The organism is Enterobacter sp. MGH 16, from assembly GCF_000493175.1.
In the GTDB taxonomy this organism is placed as follows: domain Bacteria; phylum Pseudomonadota; class Gammaproteobacteria; order Enterobacterales; family Enterobacteriaceae; genus Enterobacter; species Enterobacter roggenkampii.
Genome location: NZ_KI535695.1, coordinates 1,293,705 through 1,314,262 on the forward strand (window position 1 = coordinate 1,293,705; position 20,558 = coordinate 1,314,262).

The 20,558-nt window shown below is 55.2% G+C and carries 20 protein-coding genes; 10 read left to right on the plus strand and 10 right to left on the minus strand.

The genetic code is table 11. The features are described 5' to 3' along the window. The first annotated feature begins 173 nt into the window (after window positions 1-173). Window positions 174-1,010 carry a MipA/OmpV family protein gene (locus L362_RS16465; RefSeq protein WP_023344027.1) on the plus strand — a complete coding sequence of 279 codons (837 nt, stop codon included), beginning with the start codon at window positions 174-176 and terminating at the stop codon, window positions 1,008-1,010. A 392-nt stretch (window positions 1,011-1,402) separates the two neighbouring features. Beyond that, window positions 1,403-3,124: a SulP family inorganic anion transporter gene (locus tag L362_RS16460; protein WP_023344028.1), complete on the plus strand. Its 1,722-nt coding sequence runs from the start codon at window positions 1,403-1,405 to the stop codon at window positions 3,122-3,124. 134 nt (window positions 3,125-3,258) lie between these two features. Here the strand turns inward: L362_RS16460 and L362_RS16455 are convergent, their stop codons facing one another. From L362_RS16455 to L362_RS16440, 5 genes are all read right to left on the minus strand, one after another. Continuing rightward, entirely contained in the window at window positions 3,259-3,483 is a 225-nt protein-coding gene (locus tag L362_RS16455) for a hypothetical protein (RefSeq protein WP_023344029.1), read from the minus strand. A 248-nt stretch (window positions 3,484-3,731) separates the two neighbouring features. Then, the gene (locus L362_RS0122890; RefSeq protein WP_021241217.1) at window positions 3,732-4,301 is read right to left on the minus strand and encodes a hypothetical protein; all 570 of its coding nucleotides are present in this window, start codon (window positions 4,299-4,301) and stop codon (window positions 3,732-3,734) included. A gap of 156 nt (window positions 4,302-4,457) precedes the next feature. Then, window positions 4,458-5,072, minus strand: coding sequence for a Tat proofreading chaperone DmsD (gene dmsD / locus L362_RS16450; RefSeq protein WP_023327344.1), 615 nt, complete (start codon window positions 5,070-5,072; stop codon window positions 4,458-4,460). A 93-nt stretch (window positions 5,073-5,165) separates the two neighbouring features. Further along, window positions 5,166-7,607, minus strand: coding sequence for a selenate/tellurate reductase subunit YnfE (gene ynfE / locus L362_RS16445; protein WP_023344030.1), 2,442 nt, complete (start codon window positions 7,605-7,607; stop codon window positions 5,166-5,168). A gap of 131 nt (window positions 7,608-7,738) precedes the next feature. Next, window positions 7,739-8,008: a DUF1161 domain-containing protein gene (locus L362_RS16440; RefSeq protein ID WP_021241220.1), complete on the minus strand. Its 270-nt coding sequence runs from the start codon at window positions 8,006-8,008 to the stop codon at window positions 7,739-7,741. Between the two features lie 98 nt (window positions 8,009-8,106). On the opposite strand from L362_RS16440, the gene L362_RS16435 reads away from it, so the two are divergent. After that, window positions 8,107-8,823, plus strand: coding sequence for a YnfC family lipoprotein (locus L362_RS16435; protein ID WP_008502416.1), 717 nt, complete (start codon window positions 8,107-8,109; stop codon window positions 8,821-8,823). Window positions 8,824-8,966: 143 nt separating this feature from the next. On the opposite strand, the gene speG is transcribed toward L362_RS16435, so the two are convergent. Next, window positions 8,967-9,527, minus strand: coding sequence for a spermidine N1-acetyltransferase (speG, locus tag L362_RS16430; protein WP_008502415.1), 561 nt, complete (start codon window positions 9,525-9,527; stop codon window positions 8,967-8,969). Next, a complete protein-coding gene (locus L362_RS16425) occupies window positions 9,527-9,865 on the minus strand; it encodes a DUF1283 family protein (protein ID WP_008502414.1) in 339 nt (112 codons plus the stop codon). Before L362_RS16425 ends, speG begins: the two co-directional genes overlap by 1 nt. A gap of 152 nt (window positions 9,866-10,017) precedes the next feature. On the opposite strand from L362_RS16425, the gene L362_RS16420 reads away from it, so the two are divergent. From L362_RS16420 to L362_RS16400, 5 genes are all read left to right on the plus strand, one after another. Continuing rightward, on the plus strand, window positions 10,018-10,344 hold the full coding sequence (locus tag L362_RS16420) for a YnfA family protein (RefSeq protein ID WP_008502413.1): 327 nt from the start codon (window positions 10,018-10,020) through the stop codon (window positions 10,342-10,344). A gap of 110 nt (window positions 10,345-10,454) precedes the next feature. Then, complete coding sequence (manD, locus tag L362_RS16415; protein ID WP_023292552.1) at window positions 10,455-11,669, plus strand: D-mannonate dehydratase ManD; 1,215 nt, start codon at window positions 10,455-10,457, stop codon at window positions 11,667-11,669. A 14-nt stretch (window positions 11,670-11,683) separates the two neighbouring features. Then, window positions 11,684-12,703: a Zn-dependent oxidoreductase gene (locus L362_RS16410; protein WP_008502411.1), complete on the plus strand. Its 1,020-nt coding sequence runs from the start codon at window positions 11,684-11,686 to the stop codon at window positions 12,701-12,703. 73 nt (window positions 12,704-12,776) lie between these two features. Next, a complete protein-coding gene (locus tag L362_RS16405; protein WP_008502410.1) occupies window positions 12,777-14,144 on the plus strand; it encodes an MFS transporter in 1,368 nt (455 codons plus the stop codon). 222 nt (window positions 14,145-14,366) lie between these two features. Next, window positions 14,367-15,830 carry a mannitol dehydrogenase family protein gene (locus tag L362_RS16400; RefSeq protein ID WP_023344031.1) on the plus strand — a complete coding sequence of 488 codons (1,464 nt, stop codon included), beginning with the start codon at window positions 14,367-14,369 and terminating at the stop codon, window positions 15,828-15,830. Between the two features lie 43 nt (window positions 15,831-15,873). Here L362_RS16400 and ydfZ read toward each other — a convergent pair whose 3' ends face one another. Beyond that, the gene (ydfZ, locus tag L362_RS16395) at window positions 15,874-16,077 is read right to left on the minus strand and encodes a putative selenium delivery protein YdfZ (RefSeq protein ID WP_014883679.1); all 204 of its coding nucleotides are present in this window, start codon (window positions 16,075-16,077) and stop codon (window positions 15,874-15,876) included. A 287-nt stretch (window positions 16,078-16,364) separates the two neighbouring features. On the opposite strand from ydfZ, the gene L362_RS16390 reads away from it, so the two are divergent. Then, complete coding sequence (locus L362_RS16390) at window positions 16,365-16,796, plus strand: universal stress protein (protein WP_023344032.1); 432 nt, start codon at window positions 16,365-16,367, stop codon at window positions 16,794-16,796. A gap of 35 nt (window positions 16,797-16,831) precedes the next feature. On the opposite strand, the gene L362_RS16385 is transcribed toward L362_RS16390, so the two are convergent. Both L362_RS16385 and ydfG read right to left on the minus strand, forming a co-directional pair. Continuing rightward, on the minus strand, window positions 16,832-17,518 hold the full coding sequence (locus L362_RS16385) for a GntR family transcriptional regulator (protein ID WP_008502405.1): 687 nt from the start codon (window positions 17,516-17,518) through the stop codon (window positions 16,832-16,834). A gap of 91 nt (window positions 17,519-17,609) precedes the next feature. After that, entirely contained in the window at window positions 17,610-18,356 is a 747-nt protein-coding gene (gene ydfG / locus L362_RS16380; RefSeq protein ID WP_008502404.1) for a bifunctional NADP-dependent 3-hydroxy acid dehydrogenase/3-hydroxypropionate dehydrogenase YdfG, read from the minus strand. Window positions 18,357-18,498: 142 nt separating this feature from the next. Here ydfG and dcp point away from each other — a divergent pair, with 142 nt between their 5' ends. Beyond that, window positions 18,499-20,532: a peptidyl-dipeptidase Dcp gene (gene dcp / locus L362_RS16375; RefSeq protein ID WP_023344033.1), complete on the plus strand. Its 2,034-nt coding sequence runs from the start codon at window positions 18,499-18,501 to the stop codon at window positions 20,530-20,532. Window positions 20,533-20,558 lie beyond the last annotated feature (26 nt).

The following is a 20,558-nucleotide window of genomic DNA, read 5'->3' on the forward strand; positions in this document are numbered from 1 at the left end:
ATTTCTTAAGAAAAAAACGGTAGCAGGAAATCTGTCCGGATGACAGCACCTGCCCGCGCTTCAGTGTTTCTTCATTTTCGGCTCATAAGAACCTTAGGGTCACGCTTCAAAATGGGCGTTCCGGCGTTTAACCGCCTGCATCGTCATCATTTGCATCCATAAGGACTTCCTTAATGAGAAATATCGAACTGCGTCATACGTTCCCTCATTTACTTTCGGGTCGCTGCCTGAAAACCCTCGTGCCGGGCGTCGTTCTGGCGTTACTGGCTACGCCTGTACTGGCGGAAGAACAGCGCCAGGGTAACGTCTTAACCCTGGGAGGCGGCGTGGATGTGGGGCCGCGCTACTCGGGTTCAGATAAAACCCGCGTCTCAGCGGCTCAGGTAGTGGATTATTCCATGGCAAATGGCTTCTTTATCGGCACCACGCGAGGGATCGGTTACGGTAACAACATTGGCAACCTGGATTACAGCGCAGCGCTGAGCTATCGAACGGGCCGTAAAGATAAAGACGTGAGCAGCGATTCCATCAGCTCCGGCAGCGACGAGCTGCGGGGGATGGGTGAGATTAAAGGCTCGGCTATCGTGGTACCCGGGCTGGGGTACAAGGTGACCGACTGGCTGAATCTGCAGCTGCAGGCTGAGGTACCGGTGTCTGAGAGAGACAACGGTGAAGCGGTACACTTCGGCATTTCCAGCCCGTTCTACACCTCACCCAAAAATGAGGTGACGATGGCGGTGACCGGCAGTTGGGGATCCGACAAGTATATGCAGACGTATTACGGGGTCAACGCCGCCCAGTCGGCCACATCGGGCTTTGCCCGACATGACGCCGGGGCCGGGATTTATGCCTGGTCGATGAACCTTGACTGGACCCACAAGCTCACCTCGCGCTGGAGCGTGCTTGCCTCTGCGGGCGTGACGCAGCTGACGGGGGATGCGGGCGATAGCCCGATTGTGCATCGTAAAACGTCGCCGACGGGGAGTTTGAAGGTAACGTACAGTTTTTGAGCATGTGATAACGACGTTTATAAGCCGCTCCGGTTAAGATGGCGGGGCGGTACTGCTGGGTGACGGGAAGAGTGATGGACTCTCTCGATCTCATGGTGTGTAACAACCTGCTATCTATGCCAAAATGATTCAACATTAGCGATTAACGAGACTTATTGATATTGACCATTGTATTTATTCCATCACTTGCTTTCATCACGGTATCCGGCACGGCCAACCCCGGTTAAGCCGCAGTATCTGAACTACGTTTAACATCAGTCAGAATAATAAAAGAGTTAACGTTTTATTAGATTCGCAACAGTGTCGGCCTCCGTCCGGAGCATTTGAAAACCAGAACCTCACTAAGAAATGTGCCAACATGACGCGAGTAATATCTCTGTCCGGAGAATAATGTGTTCGGAAAACTGTTGTTAAACTACATGCCCGGTTTACAAAATTTGTTGGCCTACGATAAAAGCTGGCTAAAACATGATGTTAAAGCGGGGTTATCCGTTGCGGCCGTAGCGCTACCTGTTGCGATTGCTTACGCTGAGCTGGCGGGGGTGGGGGCAATTGTAGGGCTCTATTCCTGCGTTTTACCGATGATAGCTTACGCACTGTTTGGCTCTTCACGCCAGCTTATTGTGGGCCCGGATGCCACAACCTGCGCGGTGATTGCGGCCGTCGTATTTCCGCTTTCTGCAGGAAACCCCGAACTGCACTGGCAGCTGACGATCATCATGACATTGATGATGGGCGGGTGGTGTTTGCTTGCCAGTAAATTTCGGCTGGGCGCGCTCGCCGATCTGCTGTCTCATCCCATTCTTACCGGTTTACTTAATGGCGTAGCCGTGACGATTATCGTCGGGCAATTAGGCAAGGTGTTGGGGATTAAGCTTGATGAAGCGCAGGTTATTGAAAAAATAATCGCCTTGCCAGGTCGACTTTCAGATAGCCATTTATTAACCGTAGGAATATCCCTTTTTACGTTAATTATTTTAATGGTGATCAAAACGTATCGCAGCCAGTGGCCAGCACCTTTAATCGCCATTGTAATAACAACGGCACTGGTATGGGTGACCTCTGCACAACAGTATGGGATTGCCACGATAGGGGGAGAAGGCTTCCAGCCTGGTTTACCGGTCGTTCACTGGGGGGCGTTCCAGCCGGGGCCGATGCGTGATTTGGTGATCCCGGCGCTGAACCTGGCGTTGGTCAGTTTTGTCAGTCTGATGCTGACCGCCCGCAGTTTTGCCGCAAAAAATGGATACGAAATTAATGCGGATGCAGAGTTCCGGGCTTTGGGTATTGCGAACATTATGTCGGGGTTATCTCAGGGGTTTGCTATCAGTGGAGCCGATTCCCGGACCGCGGTGAATGATTCGGTTGGGGGGAAAAGCCAGCTGGTTTCCGTGGTCGCCGCCTTGATCATCGGTATCGTCGTAGTATTTTTCACTCAGCCATTACAATTCATTCCGGTATCTGCGTTAGGGATTGTTCTAATGTATGCATCGTGGTCATTGATTGATTTACGTGGGCTATGGAACCTGAGGCGCAGAAATAAACAGGCCTTTCGCCTGGCCTTCTTCACGTTTGGCTGTGTGTTAATTATCGGCGTTATCCAGGGGATCGGCCTTGCAGTGTTGCTTGGCCTGTTGCAGTTCCTTCGTACGGTATTTCGTCCCTCTGAGCACCTGCTGGGCACTGACGAAGAGGGAATGATTCACTCGTTAGGGAATACCACCGATATAAAAATGGTCCCGGGCGTGCTGATGTATCGATTTAACTCACCGTTGACCTATTTTAATGTGGCTTATTTTAAACGTCGGGTATTGAACCTGGTTGATGGGGCAGCCATACAGCCTAAATGGGTGGTCATTGATGCCGTTGCCTGCTTCACCTATTCAGACATCAGTGTCCTGGCAACCATTAATGAGTTAAAGCGCGATCTGAAAGGTCGACAGATTAAATTAATTCTTGCGGGCAGGAAAACGGAGTTAACACGCTGGTTTAAAGACAGTCGGCCAACAATGAATGATGATGACATGATTCTGGCGCCAGACCTCTACCTGGCACTTCGGTTCATTCAAAGCAAAGAGAGTGCGAGTGAGGGGGAATCAGTCGGTGATACATAACCAAATAGTGGTGAAAGGCTCGTAACGCATGCTACTGGCAGGCAGGGAACACTCACAATTTCTACCACCGAGGCTCAGCTACTGTTGGCCTGGACAGTGAGATGTTCCTTGCCCGTCTTACCTTCTTCTGCCATCTATCTCAGTAAAACCTGAATCAGCTGAACAAAGATATACACTGCCGCCGCCACTCGTATTGCCTGCCAGCCCCATCTGAGATAGCGCCATTCATAGCGTTCTCTGGCATTAGCCTCTGCTATAGCGGAGTCATAACGCTTTTTTTTCTTTCTCCTGACTTCGTCTATTACCCACAGGATGAGAATAAAGATAATGATGGTTTTCTGAAGTATGGGATTATCCACTAAAAATGACTCCGGCTTGCTCGCTGAAAAAGCAGAATAGAGGAACAGTCGTCACGTATCCACCACTAAATGTGGGGGTATGAATGAAATTTACCCTGATTCGATTTTGAGATGACCCTGCCCGTAGCCGGTTTCTCCGCTGTGAATGCGCAATCTCTGGTGCGACGTATCAGGCTGACGGCTATAAGCAAGGAGCGGGCCTTGAGTACCATTCATTTTCGCCAGAACAAAAATAGATAGGGTCGTGCCTACAAATAAATAAACTCATAACTCACAATGTAACTTCCAATATTATTCACACGGGCCGTTACCCACACCCCAGTCATTCCCTGCTTACGGTGGCTGTGCAGATATTCTTTGTTTGTACAAAGCTGAATCCATCTGTTGGTGTTCTGATCTTTTAACCAGAGACCCGCTTCACAATGGCCATGCTTACCTCTCGAAGGCCCCGGAAAGACAACCTCATATTCAGATTCATAGCCAATTATTTTGTCCGGGAAGAGATAGACATAAATATCATAACAATTTAAGCTCAATACAAACCCAAGGCAAAAGCCGCTAAAAAAAGCACTGGCAATATATTCTAATGTTTTGTTAAAAGTGCGCAGGTAAAAAGCGCGCATAACAAAAATTGTTCCAATCAAAACGCCAAGTGAAATATATGTCATCCATTCAGGGACGGATTTTTTTAATATAGTATTATGGGAGATGCCAGATGCCCATGACATATACCAGAGCCATCCACCTAAAACGCTGAATATCACGGCTGTAACAAGTAATTTCTTGCGTTTATCTTCGAAAGAATAATTTTTAGTCATGGTTTTGTTTTGTATGTATCAAACGAAAGTGTTGACCTTACCAGGAAAAGCTATTTTATATTATTAAATTCAATATGCCTCCTGTTTCGAGTTAAATTTTTTAAGCTTCCTCTTTTGACCGTAGCTTGCTCGCTACCCGCGAGCAAGCCACACCCCTTAGCGATACAGCGTCTTTTCCGCAACCGGAATAAGGAGCCCGGATCGCCAGTCCGCGAGCGTCAGCTGCGCAAGCTTACCCAGCGCGGTATAAAACGGATGGTTGGCGTTCTCGACAAACACCGTCAGGAAGCGGGTGCTCCACGGCAGCAGGTGCCACGCCAGAAGCTGAGCGCACTCCGCCTCGCGGCCGTTCTCGGCCAGCCATGCCGCCAGCAGCAGCAAAGTCCCGAAGTGATCTTCCGGTTCATTCTGCTGCATTTCAAATGCGATAGCGTTCTCCCGCATCCACTGGCGCAGCGCGAGGGTCGAGTCGCCGAACAGCACGGATTCTCGGTCCAGCCAGACGGAGCCCCACGGTGGCGCGGGCAGGGCGTAAGGGCCAATAAACAGTCGTTGCCAGGCGTCCGTCAGCGGCTCATCGGCAGACGCGGCAAAGGTGTCGGCTACGGGTCGCAGCGTTTCCGAAGGCAGAGGCCAGTCCTGTACCCATTCGCCTGCGGTGAGAGCCTGCACCAGCGGCGCGGCCTGCTCGCTGTCTGGTGCGAAATAAAACAGCGCACCCAGCACCCGGGCGCTGAACGCGAACGATTCACGATGTGAGACATCTTTCATTACATCTTCCTTGCTCGCGCGGAGGGTGTCCGCGCGACTGAGTTAACCGATAATACAAACCATAGAATAAACCACGGTCACGCCATTCACCCGTTACACCTTCTCGATCTGTACCAGATTGGTGTGCTGCGGGTTGCCTTTGGCCAGCGGTGACGGGCGGTGCGTGGTCAGGGTGTTGATGCATGAGCCGTGGTCGACACGATCGCCACTCATATTGGCGTCGTGCCAGGCCCCCTGGCCCATAGCGCTGACGCCGGGCATGATGCGCGGCGTCACTTTCGCTTCAATTCGTACCTCGCCGCGGTCGTTAAAGACGCGCACCGTATCGCCGTTCTTAATGCCGCGTTTTTCGGCATCGACGGGATTAAGCCAGACCTCCTGGCGGCAGGCGGCTTTCAGCACGTCCACGTTACCGTAGCTCGAGTGGGTACGGGCCTTAAAGTGGAAGCCAAACAGCTGCAGCGGGAACCGCGCGCGCTCGGGCGCGTCCCAGCCGTCGAAGGTTGACGCGTAGACGGGCAGCGGGCTGATGGTCTCATCTTTTTCCAGCTCCCAGGTGGCCGCAATCTTCGCCAGCTTGCTGGAGTAAATTTCAATCTTACCCGATGGGGTTTTCAGCGGATTGGCTTCCGGGTTTTCACGGAATTTTTTATAGGCCACAAAATGGCCGTTCGGATCTTTGCGCTTGTAAATGCCCATTTTTTTCAGCTCGTCATAGGACGGCAGTTGAGGGTCTTTTTCGAGCATTTTGGCATACAGATACTGCAGCCACTGTTCCTGCGTCCGTCCTTCGGTAAATTTCTGATGGATATCCGGCCCGAGGCGTTTCGCCACTTCGCTCATGATCCAGTAGATGGGCTTGCGTTCAAACTTCGGCGCGGTCACGGGCTGAAGGAATATCAGGTAGCCCATGTTGCCCGCATAATCGTTTGGAATGATGTCTTCCTGCTCGACGGTCATCAGGTCCGGCAACACGATATCGGCATACTTCGCTGACGATGTCATGAAGTTATCAATGACCACAATCATTTCGCACTTGCTTTCATCCTGCAGGATATCGTGGGTTTTATTGATATCGGAGTGCTGGTTGATGAGGGTGTTGCCCGCGTAGTTCCAGATGAACTTAATCGGCACGTCCAGCTTATCCTTGCCGCGCACGCCGTCGCGCAGGGCGGTCATCTCCGGCCCACGGGCGATGGCGTCCGTCCAGCTGAAGCAGGAAATTTGCGTTTTGACCGGGTTATCCGGCAGCGGCATACGTTCGATGGTGATGGTGTAGGTGGACTCACGCGCGCCGCTGTTTCCGCCGTTGATCCCGACGTTTCCGGTGAGGATCGGCAGCATGGCGATAGCGCGGGAGGTCAGCTCGCCGTTCGCCTGACGCTGAGGTCCCCAGCCCTGACAGATATAAGCCGGTTTAGCGGAGCCGATTTCCCGGGCAAGCTTAACGATGCGATCGGCGGGAATACCGGTGATGCGGGAGGCCCACTCCGGCGTTTTCGCCGTGTGGTCATCGCCCTGGCCGAGAATATACGCTTTGTAGTGACCGTTAGCGGGCGCGCCTTCCGGCAGCGTTTTTTCGTCGTAGCCAACGCAGTATTTGTCGAGGAATGGCTGGTCGACCAGGTTTTCGTCGATTAATACCCAGGCAATACCCGCCACCAGCGCGGCATCGGTTCCCGGACGGATCGGGATCCATTCATCTTCGCGTCCGGCTGCCGTATCGGTGTAGCGCGGGTCGATAACAATCATGCGCGCGTTGGACCGCTCGCGAGCCTGTTCCAGATAGTACGTAATCCCGCCGCCGCTCATGCGCGTTTCCGCCGGGTTATTGCCGAACATGACCACCAGTTTGGTGTTTTCGATGTCCGAGGTGCTGTTGCCGTCGTTGCTGCCGTAGGTGTAGGGCATTGCGCAGGCAATTTGCGCCGTGCTGTAGGTGCCGTAGTGGCTCAGGAAGCCGCCGTAGCAGTTCATCAGGCGCGCCACCAGCGAAGCGTAAGGGGAGGAGCGGGTGATATTGCCGCCTACAATCCCGGAAGAGTAGTTGATATACACCGCTTCGTTGCCGTAGTTGGCCACCACGTCTTTCAGGCTGGCGGCGATCGTGTCGAGCGCTTCATCCCACGTGATGCGCTCGAACTTGCCTTCGCCGCGTTTGCCCACGCGCTTCATCGGGTAGTTCAGACGGTCAGGGTGATTGATGCGGCGACGAATAGAACGTCCGCGCAGGCAGGCGCGCACCTGGTGATCGCCATACACATCCTCGCCGGTGTTATCCGTTTCGACCCAGTACACTTCGTTGTCGCGGACGTGCAGACGCAGCGCACAGCGGCTGCCGCAGTTGACCGAGCAGGCGCCCCACACCACGGTATCTTCAGGAGGCTGGACGGCGTGCTTCACCGCAGCGGCAGCGCTTTTAAGGCCAAAGGGAAGCGAGATCCCACCAGCGGCAAGCGCCAGAGAACCTATCGCCGTAGATTTTACGAGAGTTCGACGGCTAATTCCGCCGTCGTAATGTTCAGCATCGGACATGGCTCACCCCATCATTATTATTGCGTATTATTTCTCCCGAAATGATATCCGGGCTAATGATGGGGTGAGTGTTACTTATTTGGGGGTATTAGATCTTAATCCTTATCAAATCAAAGGGAATTGACGCTCAATTACTGAGGTTCAGCTGCCGCACCGCTGCCTGTGCGGGTGTACAGAATTTTAAAGGTGTCGTTAGCGCAGTGGCCTACGACCTGCGTGCCCGGCTGATCGGCCTGGTCGTTCGGCACAATGTTCAGCGTAAAACCTGACTCAGGCACGCCGTTGTTGACGATCTTCTGCTGAATGTCGCTTTTCACGCGCTCGCAGGAATCCGGTGCCGCCAGCGCGGCCGTTGAGGCACTCATTAACAGCAGGGCGGTAATCCAGGGTAACCGTTTCATCTGTAGCTCCTTTTCTCTGTGTAGAGATTAATTTTAGCAGGCTTCGTGTAAACATCTGTATTTGCTAATATGATTGGGAATAATCTCCCTGTACGGAAATGAATGTGAAGAAATATGCAGCGATAACGCTCCTGGCAGCAACACTGGTGGGGTGCGACAACAGCTCCGCGCCGCTGTCGTTTACGCCCGAGATGGCGAGTTTTTCAAACGAATTTGATTTTGATCCGCTGCGCGGCCCGGTCAAAGACTTTACCCAGACGCTGTTCAACGAGAAGGGCGAAGTCTCTAAACGGGTCACCGGCACCGTCTCGACGGAAGGGTGTTTCGATACGCTGGAGCTACACGACCTGGAGGCCAACACCAGCGTGGCGCTGGTGCTGGATGCCAATTACTATCTTGATGCGGAAACCCAGCAGCGCAAAGTGAAGCTGCAGGGCAAATGCCAGCTGGCCGAACTGCCGTCAGCCGGGGTAACGTGGGATACCGACGACAACGGATTTGTGGTGGCGGCGCACGGTAAAGAGATGGAAGTGAAGTATCGCTACGACGCGGATGGTTACCCGCTGGGCAAAACCACCGTATCAGGGGATCAGCATCTGTCCGTCCAGTCGACGCCGTCGAAAGACCTGCGCAAAAGAATGGATTACTCGGCAGTCAGCATGTTGAATGACAAGCCGCTGGGCAACGTGACGCAGAGCTGCGACTACGATCGCCACAATAACCCGGTGAGCTGCGATCTGACCATCACGGACGACAGCGTCAAACCCGCCGTTGAGCACAAGTACACCATCAAGAACACGATTGAATATTACTGAGCGTAAAGTGCATTTTGTGCGTTTCGCCCGGCGGCGCTACGCTTGCACGGGCCTACAATGAAGCACCCTGTAGGCCGGGTAAGCACAGCGCCACCCGGCAAGAAAGACAGCTCAACGGTTTATGACACGGTTTGTCATCAATCTTACTGCGCGGTAGGTTTCAGCAGGCTGGCGCCTGACGGTTTATGTCCGGCCAGGTGCTGATGCTGGAAAATGCACATGCGGATGGTGTTGCGATATTCACCGTTGATAAAGAACTCGTGAATCAGCTCGCCTTCCACCATAAAGCCCAGCTTGCGATAGATATGGATCGCTTTTTCGTTCTCTTTGTCCACAATCAGGTAAAGCTTGTAGAGATTCAGAACGTTGAATCCGTAATCCATTGCCAGCCTGGCCGCGCGTGACGCAAGGCCTTTTCCCTGATGCTCAGGGGAAATGATGATCTGGAACTCCGCCCGACGGTGAACGTGGTTGATCTCAACCAGCTCCACCAGCCCGGCTTTTTCACCTTCACACTCCACCACAAAACGACGTTCACTCTGATCGTGAATGTGCTTATCGTAGAGATCGGACAGCTCGACAAAGGCCTCATAAGGCTCTTCGAACCAGTAGCGCATTACGCTGGCATTGTTGTCGAGCTGGTGAACAAAGCGCAGGTCTTCACGCTCCAGCGGACGGAGTTTAACGTCGCAGGGCGCCGACATTATGGGGCTACCGTGCGGCCAGTGCGGCGATCCAGGCATCGCAGGGTGTTAGGCTCCCAGTAGGCATTGACGTTTGCACTTTGCTGACACTTATCGCGTGCGTCAAAAGCGACATCTTCTTTGTCCCACTCTTTTTCGGCACGTTTGTTGACCTTCTGGCGAAGGCTACGGGTGTCATTCCATTGTTCTTTGTCCATGGCGGCGTTTTGGCGGCTTTGCGCGCTGTCACCAGACTCAATAATGAGCTTGCTGGTTTCCGCTGTCGCAGAGGCGGCAAAGGCGAACGATGACAGCGCCAGCAGGGCTGTCAAACAAAGGCGTTTGCTTAATGTGGTCATAGCGTTTCCTTTAAAATGGGTGCAGATAATCAAGTTACCCCGTACAGATTCTACACTAAAGCGAAATGACGGCATACCCGCGGAGCAAGTATGGAAAAGTAAAGGGCATCATCAGGTATGATGGTTAAATAAATCCTCACCTGACGTGAAATATGCTTAAAACGACGCTGCTTTTTTTTGCGACTGCGCTGTGTGAAATCATCGGTTGCTTCCTGCCCTGGCTCTGGCTCAAAAAGGGTGGATCCGTATTGCTGCTCATTCCGGCAAGCGTCGCGCTGGCCCTGTTTGTCTGGCTGTTAACGCTGCATCCGGCGGCCAGCGGGCGCGTTTATGCGGCTTACGGCGGCGTCTATGTCTGCACGGCGCTGCTGTGGCTACGCGTGGTGGACGGCGTCAAACTCAGCGTCTATGACTGGGCCGGCGCGCTGATTGCCCTGTGCGGTATGCTGATTATTGTGGCGGGATGGGGCCGCGCATGAGCCCCCGGTTTTGTGATCGTTAGCTTATTTTACGATCATTATACTTGTATGGTAGTAGTGTAGTTGCGTAAATTTCCGACATCACAACGAACGATGTAAGGAAAGGAATTATGAAGATTGTCGCGGCTGACGTGTTTGTTACCTGCCCGGGGAGGAACTTTGTCACCCTTAAAATCACCACCGATGAGGGGATTGTCGGCCTCGGTGACGCTACGCTAAACGGACGCGAGCTCTCCGTGGCCTCATACCTGAAGGATCACCTTTGCCCCCAGCTCATTGGCCGCGATGCGCACCGCATCGAAGACATCTGGCAGTTCTTCTACAAAGGTGCTTACTGGCGTCGCGGTCCGGTTACCATGTCGGCCATCTCTGCCGTGGATATGGCGCTGTGGGATATCAAAGCCAAAGCGGCCAACATGCCGCTCTACCAGCTGCTGGGTGGCGCCTCACGCGAAGGGGTAATGGTCTACTGTCACACCACCGGCCACACCATTGACGACGTGCTGGAAGATTACGCCCGTCACAAAGAGATGGGCTTTAAGGCGATCCGCGTGCAGTGCGGCGTGCCGGGCATGAAAACCACCTACGGCATGGCCAAAGGGAAGGGGCTGGCCTACGAGCCTGCGACCAAAGGCGACTGGCCGGAAGAGCAGCTCTGGTCCACCGAAAAATACCTCGACTTCACGCCGAAGCTGTTCGACGCGGTGCGCAGTAAATTCGGCTTCAATGAGCACCTCCTGCACGACATGCACCACCGCCTGACGCCCATCGAAGCGGCGCGCTTCGGCAAGAGTATCGAAGCGTTCCGCATGTTCTGGATGGAGGATCCCACCCCTGCGGAAAACCAGGCCTGCTTCCGCCTGATCCGCCAGCACACCGTTACGCCCATTGCGGTAGGCGAAGTGTTTAACAGCATCTGGGACTGCAAGCAGCTCATCGAAGAGCAGCTGATCGACTATATCCGCACCACCATTACCCACGCGGGCGGCATCACCGGGATGCGCCGCATCGCGGACTTCGCGTCGCTCTATCAGGTGCGCACCGGCTCGCACGGTCCGTCGGATCTGTCGCCCGTGTGCCATGCCGCGGCGCTGCATTTCGACCTGTGGGTGCCGAACTTCGGCGTGCAGGAATATATGGGCTACTCCGAACAGATGCTGGAGGTCTTCCCGCACAGCTGGCGCTTTGATAACGGCTATATGCATCCGGGCGACAAGCCGGGTCTGGGCATCGAGTTTGATGAAAAGCTGGCGGCGAAATACCCGTACGATCCGGCCTATCTGCCGGTGGCCCGTCTTGAAGACGGCACGCTGTGGAACTGGTAAGCGAGGAGCAAACGATGAAAAGCGTAGTGATTCAACAGCCGAACGAACTGGTAATTGAAGAGCGTCAACTCCCGGTACCTGGCGCAGGTGACGTCCGCGTCAGTATCAAGCTGGCCGGGATCTGCGGGTCGGATAGCCACATCTACCGCGGCCATAACCCGTTTGCGAAGTATCCGCGCGTCATCGGCCATGAGTTTTTTGGCGTGATTGACGCCGTGGGCGAGGGCGTTGACAGCGCGCGCCTGGGCCAGCGCGTTTCGGTCGATCCGGTGATCAGCTGCGGGCACTGCTACCCGTGCTCCGTGGGAAAACCGAACGTCTGCACCTCGCTGGTGGTGCTGGGCGTTCACCGTGACGGCGGCTTTAGCGAATATGCGGTCGTGCCCGCACAAAACGCCTGGCCCATTCCGGATGACATTCCTGATAAGCACGCCGTCATGGTTGAGCCCTTCACCATCGCCGCCAACGTAACGGGGCAGGCGAAACCGACTGAACAGGACGTCGCGCTGATATATGGCGCCGGGCCGATGGGGCTGGTTACGGTTCAGGCCCTGAAAGGCGTCTATAAGGTGAAGCAGGTTATCGTGGTTGATCGCATAGACGAGCGTCTGGCGATGGCCCGGCGCAGCGGCGCGGATTGGGTCTTTAATAATGGCGAGCAGTCGCTGCAGGCCGCGCTGGAGGAAAAAGGCATCAAACCGACGTTAATCATTGATGCCGCCTGCCATCCCTCCATTTTGCAGGAAGCGATAACCCTGGCCTCGCCGGCGGCGCGCATCGTGCTGATGGGGTTCTCCAGCGAGCCGAGCCAGATTGTTCAGCAGGGCATCACCGGCAAAGAGCTGGCGATCTTCTCCTCGCGCCTGAACGCCAACAAATTCCCGGTCGTTATCGACTGGCTGAAGAGGGGGCTGATCGACCCGGAAAAACTGATCACCCATACCTTTGACTATCACCACGTTAAAGACGCTATTGAACTGTTTGAGAAAGACCAGCGGCAGTGCTGCAAAGTTTTGCTCACGTTCGGCCAATAATCATTTACGCGGTTAAGCGCCTGCGCAGACAGGCGCTATGTGGTACGCATCTTACCTTTCAGAGATAGCCATTATGACGCAAGTACAACCTCAAAGAACCACATCCGATCTGGTGAAAGCCGCCGTTTCCGGCTGGCTGGGCACTGCCCTGGAATTTATGGATTTCCAGCTTTACTCGCTGGGCGCCGCTCTGGTCTTCCATGAGATCTTCTTCCCGGAACAGTCCGCCGCGATGGCGCTGATCCTCGCGATGGGCACCTACGGCGCAGGCTATATTGCGCGCATCGTCGGCGCCTTTATCTTCGGCAGAATGGGCGACAGCATTGGTCGTAAGAAGGTGCTGTTCATTACCATCACCATGATGGGGATCTGCACCACGCTGATTGGCGTCCTGCCGACCTACGCGCAGATCGGGATTTTTGCCCCCGTGCTGCTGGTGACGCTGCGCATTATTCAGGGCCTTGGTGCCGGGGCCGAGATCTCCGGGGCCGGGACCATGCTGGCGGAGTACGCGCCGAAAGGTAAACGCGGCATCATCTCCTCGCTGGTGGCGATGGGGACTAACTGCGGGACGCTGAGCGCAACGGCGATCTGGGCCATCATGTTCTTTGCCCTCGATCGTGAACAGCTGCTCGCCTGGGGCTGGCGCGTGCCTTTCCTCGCCAGCGTCGTGGTGATGATCTTCGCCATCTGGCTGCGTATGAACCTCAAGGAGAGCCCGGTCTTTGAGAAAGTGAACGATGTGCAAGCTGCGCAGCCGGACACCTCACTGGGTTCCATGGTGAAAAGCAAATCCTTCTGGCTGGCGACCGGCCTGCGTTTCGGCCAGGCAGGCAACTCAGGTTTGATCCAGACCTTCCTCGCGGGTTATCTGGTCCAGACGCTGCTGTTCGATAAGGCCATCCCGACCGATGCGCTGATGATCAGCTCCATTCTCGGGTTTATCTCCATTCCGCTGCTGGGCTGGCTTTCCGATAAAGTGGGGCGCCGTCTGCCGTACATTATCCTCAATATCTCCGCCATTATTCTGGCCTATCCGATGCTGTCGATCATCGTCGATAAGAGCTATGCGCCGGGGACGATCATGCTCTGCATCATCGTTATCCATAACTTCGCCGTGCTGGGGCTGTTTGCGCTGGAAAATATCACCATGGCGGAGATGTTTGGCTCGCGAAATCGCTTTACCCGTATGGCGATCTCCAAAGAGGCGGGCGGTCTCGTAGCGGTGGGCTTTGGTCCGGTACTGGCAGGGATTTTCTGCAATATGACCGGCTCCTGGTGGCCGATTGTCGCCATGCTGGTGGCCTATTCCGTGATTGGACTGATCTCGGCGATCCTGATGCCGGAAGTGCGCGACCGTGATTTAAGCGCGGCGCAAGACGCAGCCGAGTCTGCGCCGAAAGAGACGGTCGGTTACGGTGCCGTCTCCTCGCGACGCTGATGGTTTATAGCTTGCGTTACCTGTCACACAGCTTTGATTTTGTGTCACACCACATGAACAAAAGTTAATTTAAATCAAAAACTCAAACGGCAGTATCAGTATGGTTGATGGCAGTTCACTTTTTTTACTCCAGCTACCATTCTAGTTGGTGTAGTCAGCAGGCGCTGCCGCTTCAGCATGGGCGGCAGCGATCCACAGCTTTCTAATTAACGAGTCTTAATCATGGAAAATACCTTATTACAGGCCAACGCGACGCTGCCACAGTACGATCGCGACAGCCTTAAAGCACGCATCGTTCATTTAGGCTTTGGCGCGTTTCACCGTGCGCATCAGGCAGTGTACGCCGACATCCTCGCCGCGGAACACGGTAGCGACTGGGGATACTGTGAGGTTAACCTGATTGGCGGCGAACAGCAGATTGCCGATCTGAACGCGCAGGATAATCTCTATACCGTGGCGGAAATGTCTGCCGATGCGTGGACCTCCCGCGTGGTTGGCGTGGTAAAAAAGGCGCTGCATGCGCAGGTTGACGGGCTGGAGACCGTGCTGGCCGCGATGTGCGAACCGCAGGTGGCGATTGTCTCGCTGACCATCACCGAGAAAGGGTACTGCCATTCCCCGGCGACCGGGCAACTGATGCTCGATCATCCGTTTATCGTCGCAGACCTGCAAAACCCGCACCAGCCGAAATCTGCGCCGGGTGTGGTCGTGGAAGCGCTCGCGCGGCGTAAGGCGGCGGGCCTGCCGGCGTTTAGCGTGATGTCCTGCGACAACATGCCGGAGAACGGTCACGTGATGCGCAATGTCACCTGCGCGTACGCCCGTGCGGTAGACGGTGAGCTGGCGGACTGGATCGAATCCCACGTTACCTTCCCGTCAACGATGGTGGATCGCATCGTGCCTGCGGTCACCCCCGACACGCTGGATAAAATTGAACAGCTTACCGGCGTGCGCGATCCGGCGGCGGTGGCCTGTGAACCGTTCCGTCAGTGGGTGATCGAAGATAACTTTGTGGCCGGCCGTCCAGCGTGGGACAAAGCCGGAGCCGAGCTGGTGTCAGATGTTATCCCGTTTGAAGAGATGAAGCTGCGCATGCTTAACGGCAGCCACTCATTCCTGGCGTACCTGGGCTATCTGGCGGGCTATCAGCATATTAACGACTGTATGGAAGATGAAAACTACCGCGTCGCCGCGCACGCCCTGATGCTTAACGAGCAGGCGCCTACGCTGAAAGTCAAAGGCGTCGATTTAGGACGCTATGCCGATCTCCTGATTGCCCGCTACAGCAACCCGGCCCTGCGCCATCGGACCTGGCAAATTGCGATGGACGGCAGCCAGAAGCTTCCGCAGCGCATGCTGGATTCCGTGCGCTGGCACCTGGTGCATCAGAAGCCTTTCCCGCTGCTGGCGCTGGGCGTGGCAGGGTGGATGCGCTATGTCGGGGGCGTGGATGAGCAGGGTAACGCGATTGACGTGAGCGATCCGCAGCTGGCGGTGATTCAGGCGGCGGTGAAGGGCAGTGCGGAAGGGGAAAACCGGGTCAGGGCGCTGCTCGGCATCGAGGCCATCTTTGGCAAGGAGCTACCGCGTGAAGCCGTCTTTGTTGATGCGGTGATGAAGGCATACCAGACGCTGCTGCAAAAGGGCGCGAAAGCGACCGTGGCGCAGTACGTGTCTCAACGGTAATTCAGCACATGCCGCCGTTCGCGGCGGCATGTCTGCGCACCGTTTAGTGCATACCCAGGCGAATCAGCTCAATCGGTTCGAACTTACCTTCGCATCCTTCCACTTCAACCGTTTTGCTGCGGCGCACCTGCGCGGCATCCAGCCCGTCGCTGTGGATCGCTTTAATCACGCCAGTTTTGCCTGTGCCGCTAATCATGACGCGGCTGCCGGTGGTGATCGCATTGCGGTTACGGTCGTATGTCATCATGGTATTTTCTCCTCTCTAACCTGTTCGTTACGGCGTTATTTCAGGGTTGCCGTTCACGGGGCATATAAATACGCCTGTCTGCATCAGATGTTTTTGTTTTTGATCAAACTCACACTTTTTTCTTTATTGCCTCGGTCGCTGACGGTTCACGACAGCAATTGACAAAGCAGACCGTTATTTTCATTACCTGATAGTTTCAGCAGGGAAGCGTTGAGGGTTGGTTTATATTCCCGATGCCATTCTGGATACAGGAAATAACCCTTTCATCGGAATAAGGAGCCAGGCTTATGTATAAGAAGATTTTGATGCCTGTTGATGTATTTGAAATGGATTTGAGCGACAAAGCGGTTCGCCACGCGGCTAACCTCGCGAAGGCCGAGGGCGCGTCGATTACCCTGGTCAATATTCTGCCGACCAGCAGCCGATCCCTACTGCGCGGTTTTAACGCCGATATTAAAAAGTTCGAAGAATATATGACTGAGGAATCCGGGAAGAAAATGAACGTCTTAAAAAGGCTGTTCGATATCTCGCCGGAGAAAATTGACAGCCTGGTTCGCTTTGGCAACGTCCGCGATGAAATTATCAGGCTGAGCAAAGAGGGGGAATATGACGCGATCGTCATCGGGTCGAAAAACCCAGGCATCACCACCCATCTGCTGGGATCAAATGCGGAATCTATCCTGCGCTACGCAACCATTCCGGTGTTAGTCGTTCGCTAACCCTCTCGCCGCACCCGAAAGGGCGCGGCGAAATATTATTCTTCGCTAAACCACTCGCTATTTTCCTGACGAATCAGCTGCACGGATTCGCTAATTTCCTGCAGATGCAGCGTCATCGCTTTTTCCACGCCGTCCGGGTCGCGTTTTTCCAGCGCGCTGAAAATATCATGGTGTTGTCGGAGCAGCATTTCCGGTGGAGAGACGTGATCGAGACTCATATAACGCACGCGGTCGATGGTGGCCTTGATGTTTTCGATGGTGTCCCAGGCCAGCTGGCAATCCGCAATCTGCGCCAGCTTCTGGTGGAATTCATCATCTAGCTGGAAGAAATCATTCAGCTGCTTACGGTCAATCGCAATCCGCTGCTGATGCAGGTTTTGCTCCAGCAGGTAACACTGCTTGTCGTTGATAAGCGTTGCGGCACGCCGCGCCACCGCGCATTCAATGGCCTGGCGAACAAAACAGCCGTTGCGCACCTGAGAGAGTGAAATTTTGTTCACGTAGCTGCCGCGCTGCGGGCGGATCTGAATCAGACCGTTTTCCGCAAGCTTAATAAACGCTTCACGCACCGGCTGACGGGAAACGTCAAAACGCACGGAGACCTCTTTTTCAGAAAGCGGCGTTCCCGGTGGGATCAGGCAATGGACAATATCACGTCGCAAAATGCGATAGATTTGCTGGTTTACGGGCTGGGTGGGATTGAGTTGCGATTCAGCGGCCATGAGTTGTCATTTCTCAGAGAGTTAGCCTGAACATACTACCATTCTTTTATAACCCGAAACAGACCCGGCCCGCAGGCCGGGAAGGGCAGCGTTAGCTACGATGGACGCTAAGCCCGGCAAAACTCTGGCTGACCGGCATCATTTCTACGGTATTGATGTTGACGTGTTTTGGCAGCGTCGCCACCCACCAGACCGTTTCGGTGACATCTTCCGGCGTCAGGGCGTTAGCGTTTTCATAGGTCTTGTCTGCTTTCGCGTCATCGCCTTTGAAACGCACGTTGGAAAATTCGGTGCCGCCCACCAGGCCCGGCTCGATGTCGGTGACGCGAATGGCGGTGCCGTGGAGATCGGTACGCAGGTTAAGGCTGAACTGGCGCACAAACGCTTTTGTTGCGCCGTAGACGTTGCCGCCTGCATAAGGCCAGCTTCCGGCGGTGGAGCCGATATTGATAATGTGGCCGCGATTGCGCTCAACCATGCCCGGCAGCACCGCGCGGGTCATATAGACCAGCCCTTTGTTGTTGGTGTCGATCATGTTTTCCCAGTCTTCCACGCTGGCTTTGTGGGCAGGCTCCATGCCCAGCGCCAGACCGGCATTGTTGACCAGCACGTCGATGGCGAGCCACTCGGCGGGCAGGTTGGCAATCATCTCTTCAATCGCCGCGCGGTTACGCACGTCCAGCTGCGCGGTCAGGATGCTGTCGCCTAATTCGTCCTTCAGCTCCTGCAGACGTTCCTGACGGCGGCCCGTTGCAATAACCTTGTGCCCGTTGGCGACGAAGCGACGCGTGATGCTTTCACCAAAACCTGCCGTTGCCCCGGTAACTAAAATAATCATCTCACTGTTCCTCAACGCTTTTTGTGTTTTACTAACATAGCACGGCCGCAGAGGGTGCGTTAAGGCAACATTTGTATGACAGCGTTGCAGGGGATGGCGGCCTGGCCTACTCTGGGAGGATACCCGTACTCAGGAGTGAAAGATGACGGCCACGAATCCCTTTTTTGACATCAGCCTGCTGCCTTACCAGGCCCCCCATTTTGATCAGATCAACGACAGCCACTATCGTCCGGCCTTCGATGAAGCCCTTCGCCAGAAGCGTGCGGACATTGACGCGATTGTCGCTCAGGCCGCTGCGCCTGACTTCACGAACACCGTGCTGGCGCTGGAGAAGAGCGGCGCCATGCTCTCGCGTGTCAGCAGCGTGTTCTTCGCCATGACTTCCGCGCACACCAATCCGTTTTTACAGGAGCTGGAAGAACAGTTCTCCACCGAGCTTGCCGCGCTGGCAAACGATATCTGGCTGAATGACGCGCTGTTCGCCCGCGTGGAGAGCGTCTGGCAGGACCGTGCCGCGCTGGACGCCGAATGCCGTCGTCTGGTCGAGGAGCTGTATCAGCGGTTTATTCTGGCCGGTGCGCGTCTGAATGAGACAGAAAAGGCCGAGCTGAAGGCGCTGAATACCGAGGCGGCCTCCCTGACCAGCCAGTTTAACCAGCGTCTGCTGGCTGCCGATAAGACCGGTGGGCTGGTGGTGGATTATGCGCACCAGCTTGACGGGCTCAGCGCAACGGAGATCGCTGACGCGGCGCAGGCTGCCGCGGAGCGAGGGCTAAACGATCGCTGGCTGATCCCGCTTTTGAACACCACCCAGCAGCCCGCGCTTTCCGCGCTGCGCAATCGTCAGACACGCGAAAACCTCTTCAACGCAGGCTGGACGCGTACCCAGAAAGGGGACGAAAACGACACCCGCGCGCTGATTCTTCGTCTGACGGCGCTGCGCGCGCGGCAGGCCCGTCTGCTGGGCTTTGAGGATTACGCTAGCTGGAGCATCGCTGACCAGATGGCGAAAACCCCGGCCGCCGCGCTGGAATTTATGCGCGGCATTGTGCCTGCCGCCCGCGCCCGCGCGGAACGCGAGCAGGCCGATATTCAGAAAGTCATCGACGACGAGCAGGGCGGTTTCACCGTGGAGGCCTGGGACTGGGCCTTTTATGCGGAGCGCGTGCGCCAGACAAAATATGCCCTCGATGAGTCGCAGATCAGGCCCTACTTTGCGCTCAATACCGTGCTGCAGGATGGCGTATTCTGGGCTGCCAGCCAGCTGTTTGGCATTCGCTTCGTCGAACGCTTCGATATCCCGGTATATCACCCGGACGTCCGCGTATGGGAAATTTTCGACCACACCGGCGAGGGCATGGCGCTGTTTTACGGTGACTTCTTTGCCCGTGATTCCAAACAGGGCGGGGCATGGATGGGGAATTTCGTCGAGCAATCCTTCGAGTTTGCTGCCCGTCCGGTGATCTACAACGTCTGTAACTACCAGAAACCGGCGAATGGCGGTATCGCGCTTCTCTCCTGGGATGACGTAATAACCCTGTTCCACGAGTTTGGCCATACGCTGCACGGTCTCTTTGCCAGCCAGCGTTTCGCAACCCTTTCCGGCACCAATACGCCGCGTGATTTTGTTGAGTTCCCGTCGCAAATCAACGAGCACTGGGCCAGCCATCCTCAGGTGTTTACCCACTATGCGCGCCATTACGAAACCGGCGAACCGATGCCGGACGCGCTGCGGGAAAGCATGCTCAACGCGACCCATTTCAATAAGGGTTATGACATGACCGAACTGCTGGGTGCCGCGCTGCTGGACAAGAACTGGCACGGCATCAGCGAGGCCGTTTCGGACGTGGAGGATTTTGAAGCGGCAGCGTTGAAAAAAGAGGGGCTGGATCTGCCCGCCGTTCCGCCGCGCTACCGCAGCAGCTATTTTGCCCATATTTTTGGCGGCGGCTACGCGGCGGGGTATTACGCCTACCTGTGGACGCAGATGCTCGCTGACGATGGCTATCAGTGGTTTGTCGAGCAGGGCGGCCTGACCCGTGAAAACGGACAGACATTCCGCGAGGCCATTTTGTCCCGCGGGAACAGTACTGATTTAGCTGAACTTTACCGGAACTGGCGCGGGCACGATCCGAAGATTGAGCCGATGCTGGATAACCGCGGATTGAGCGAATAGAGTCAATGTCGTATGAAAAAAGAACC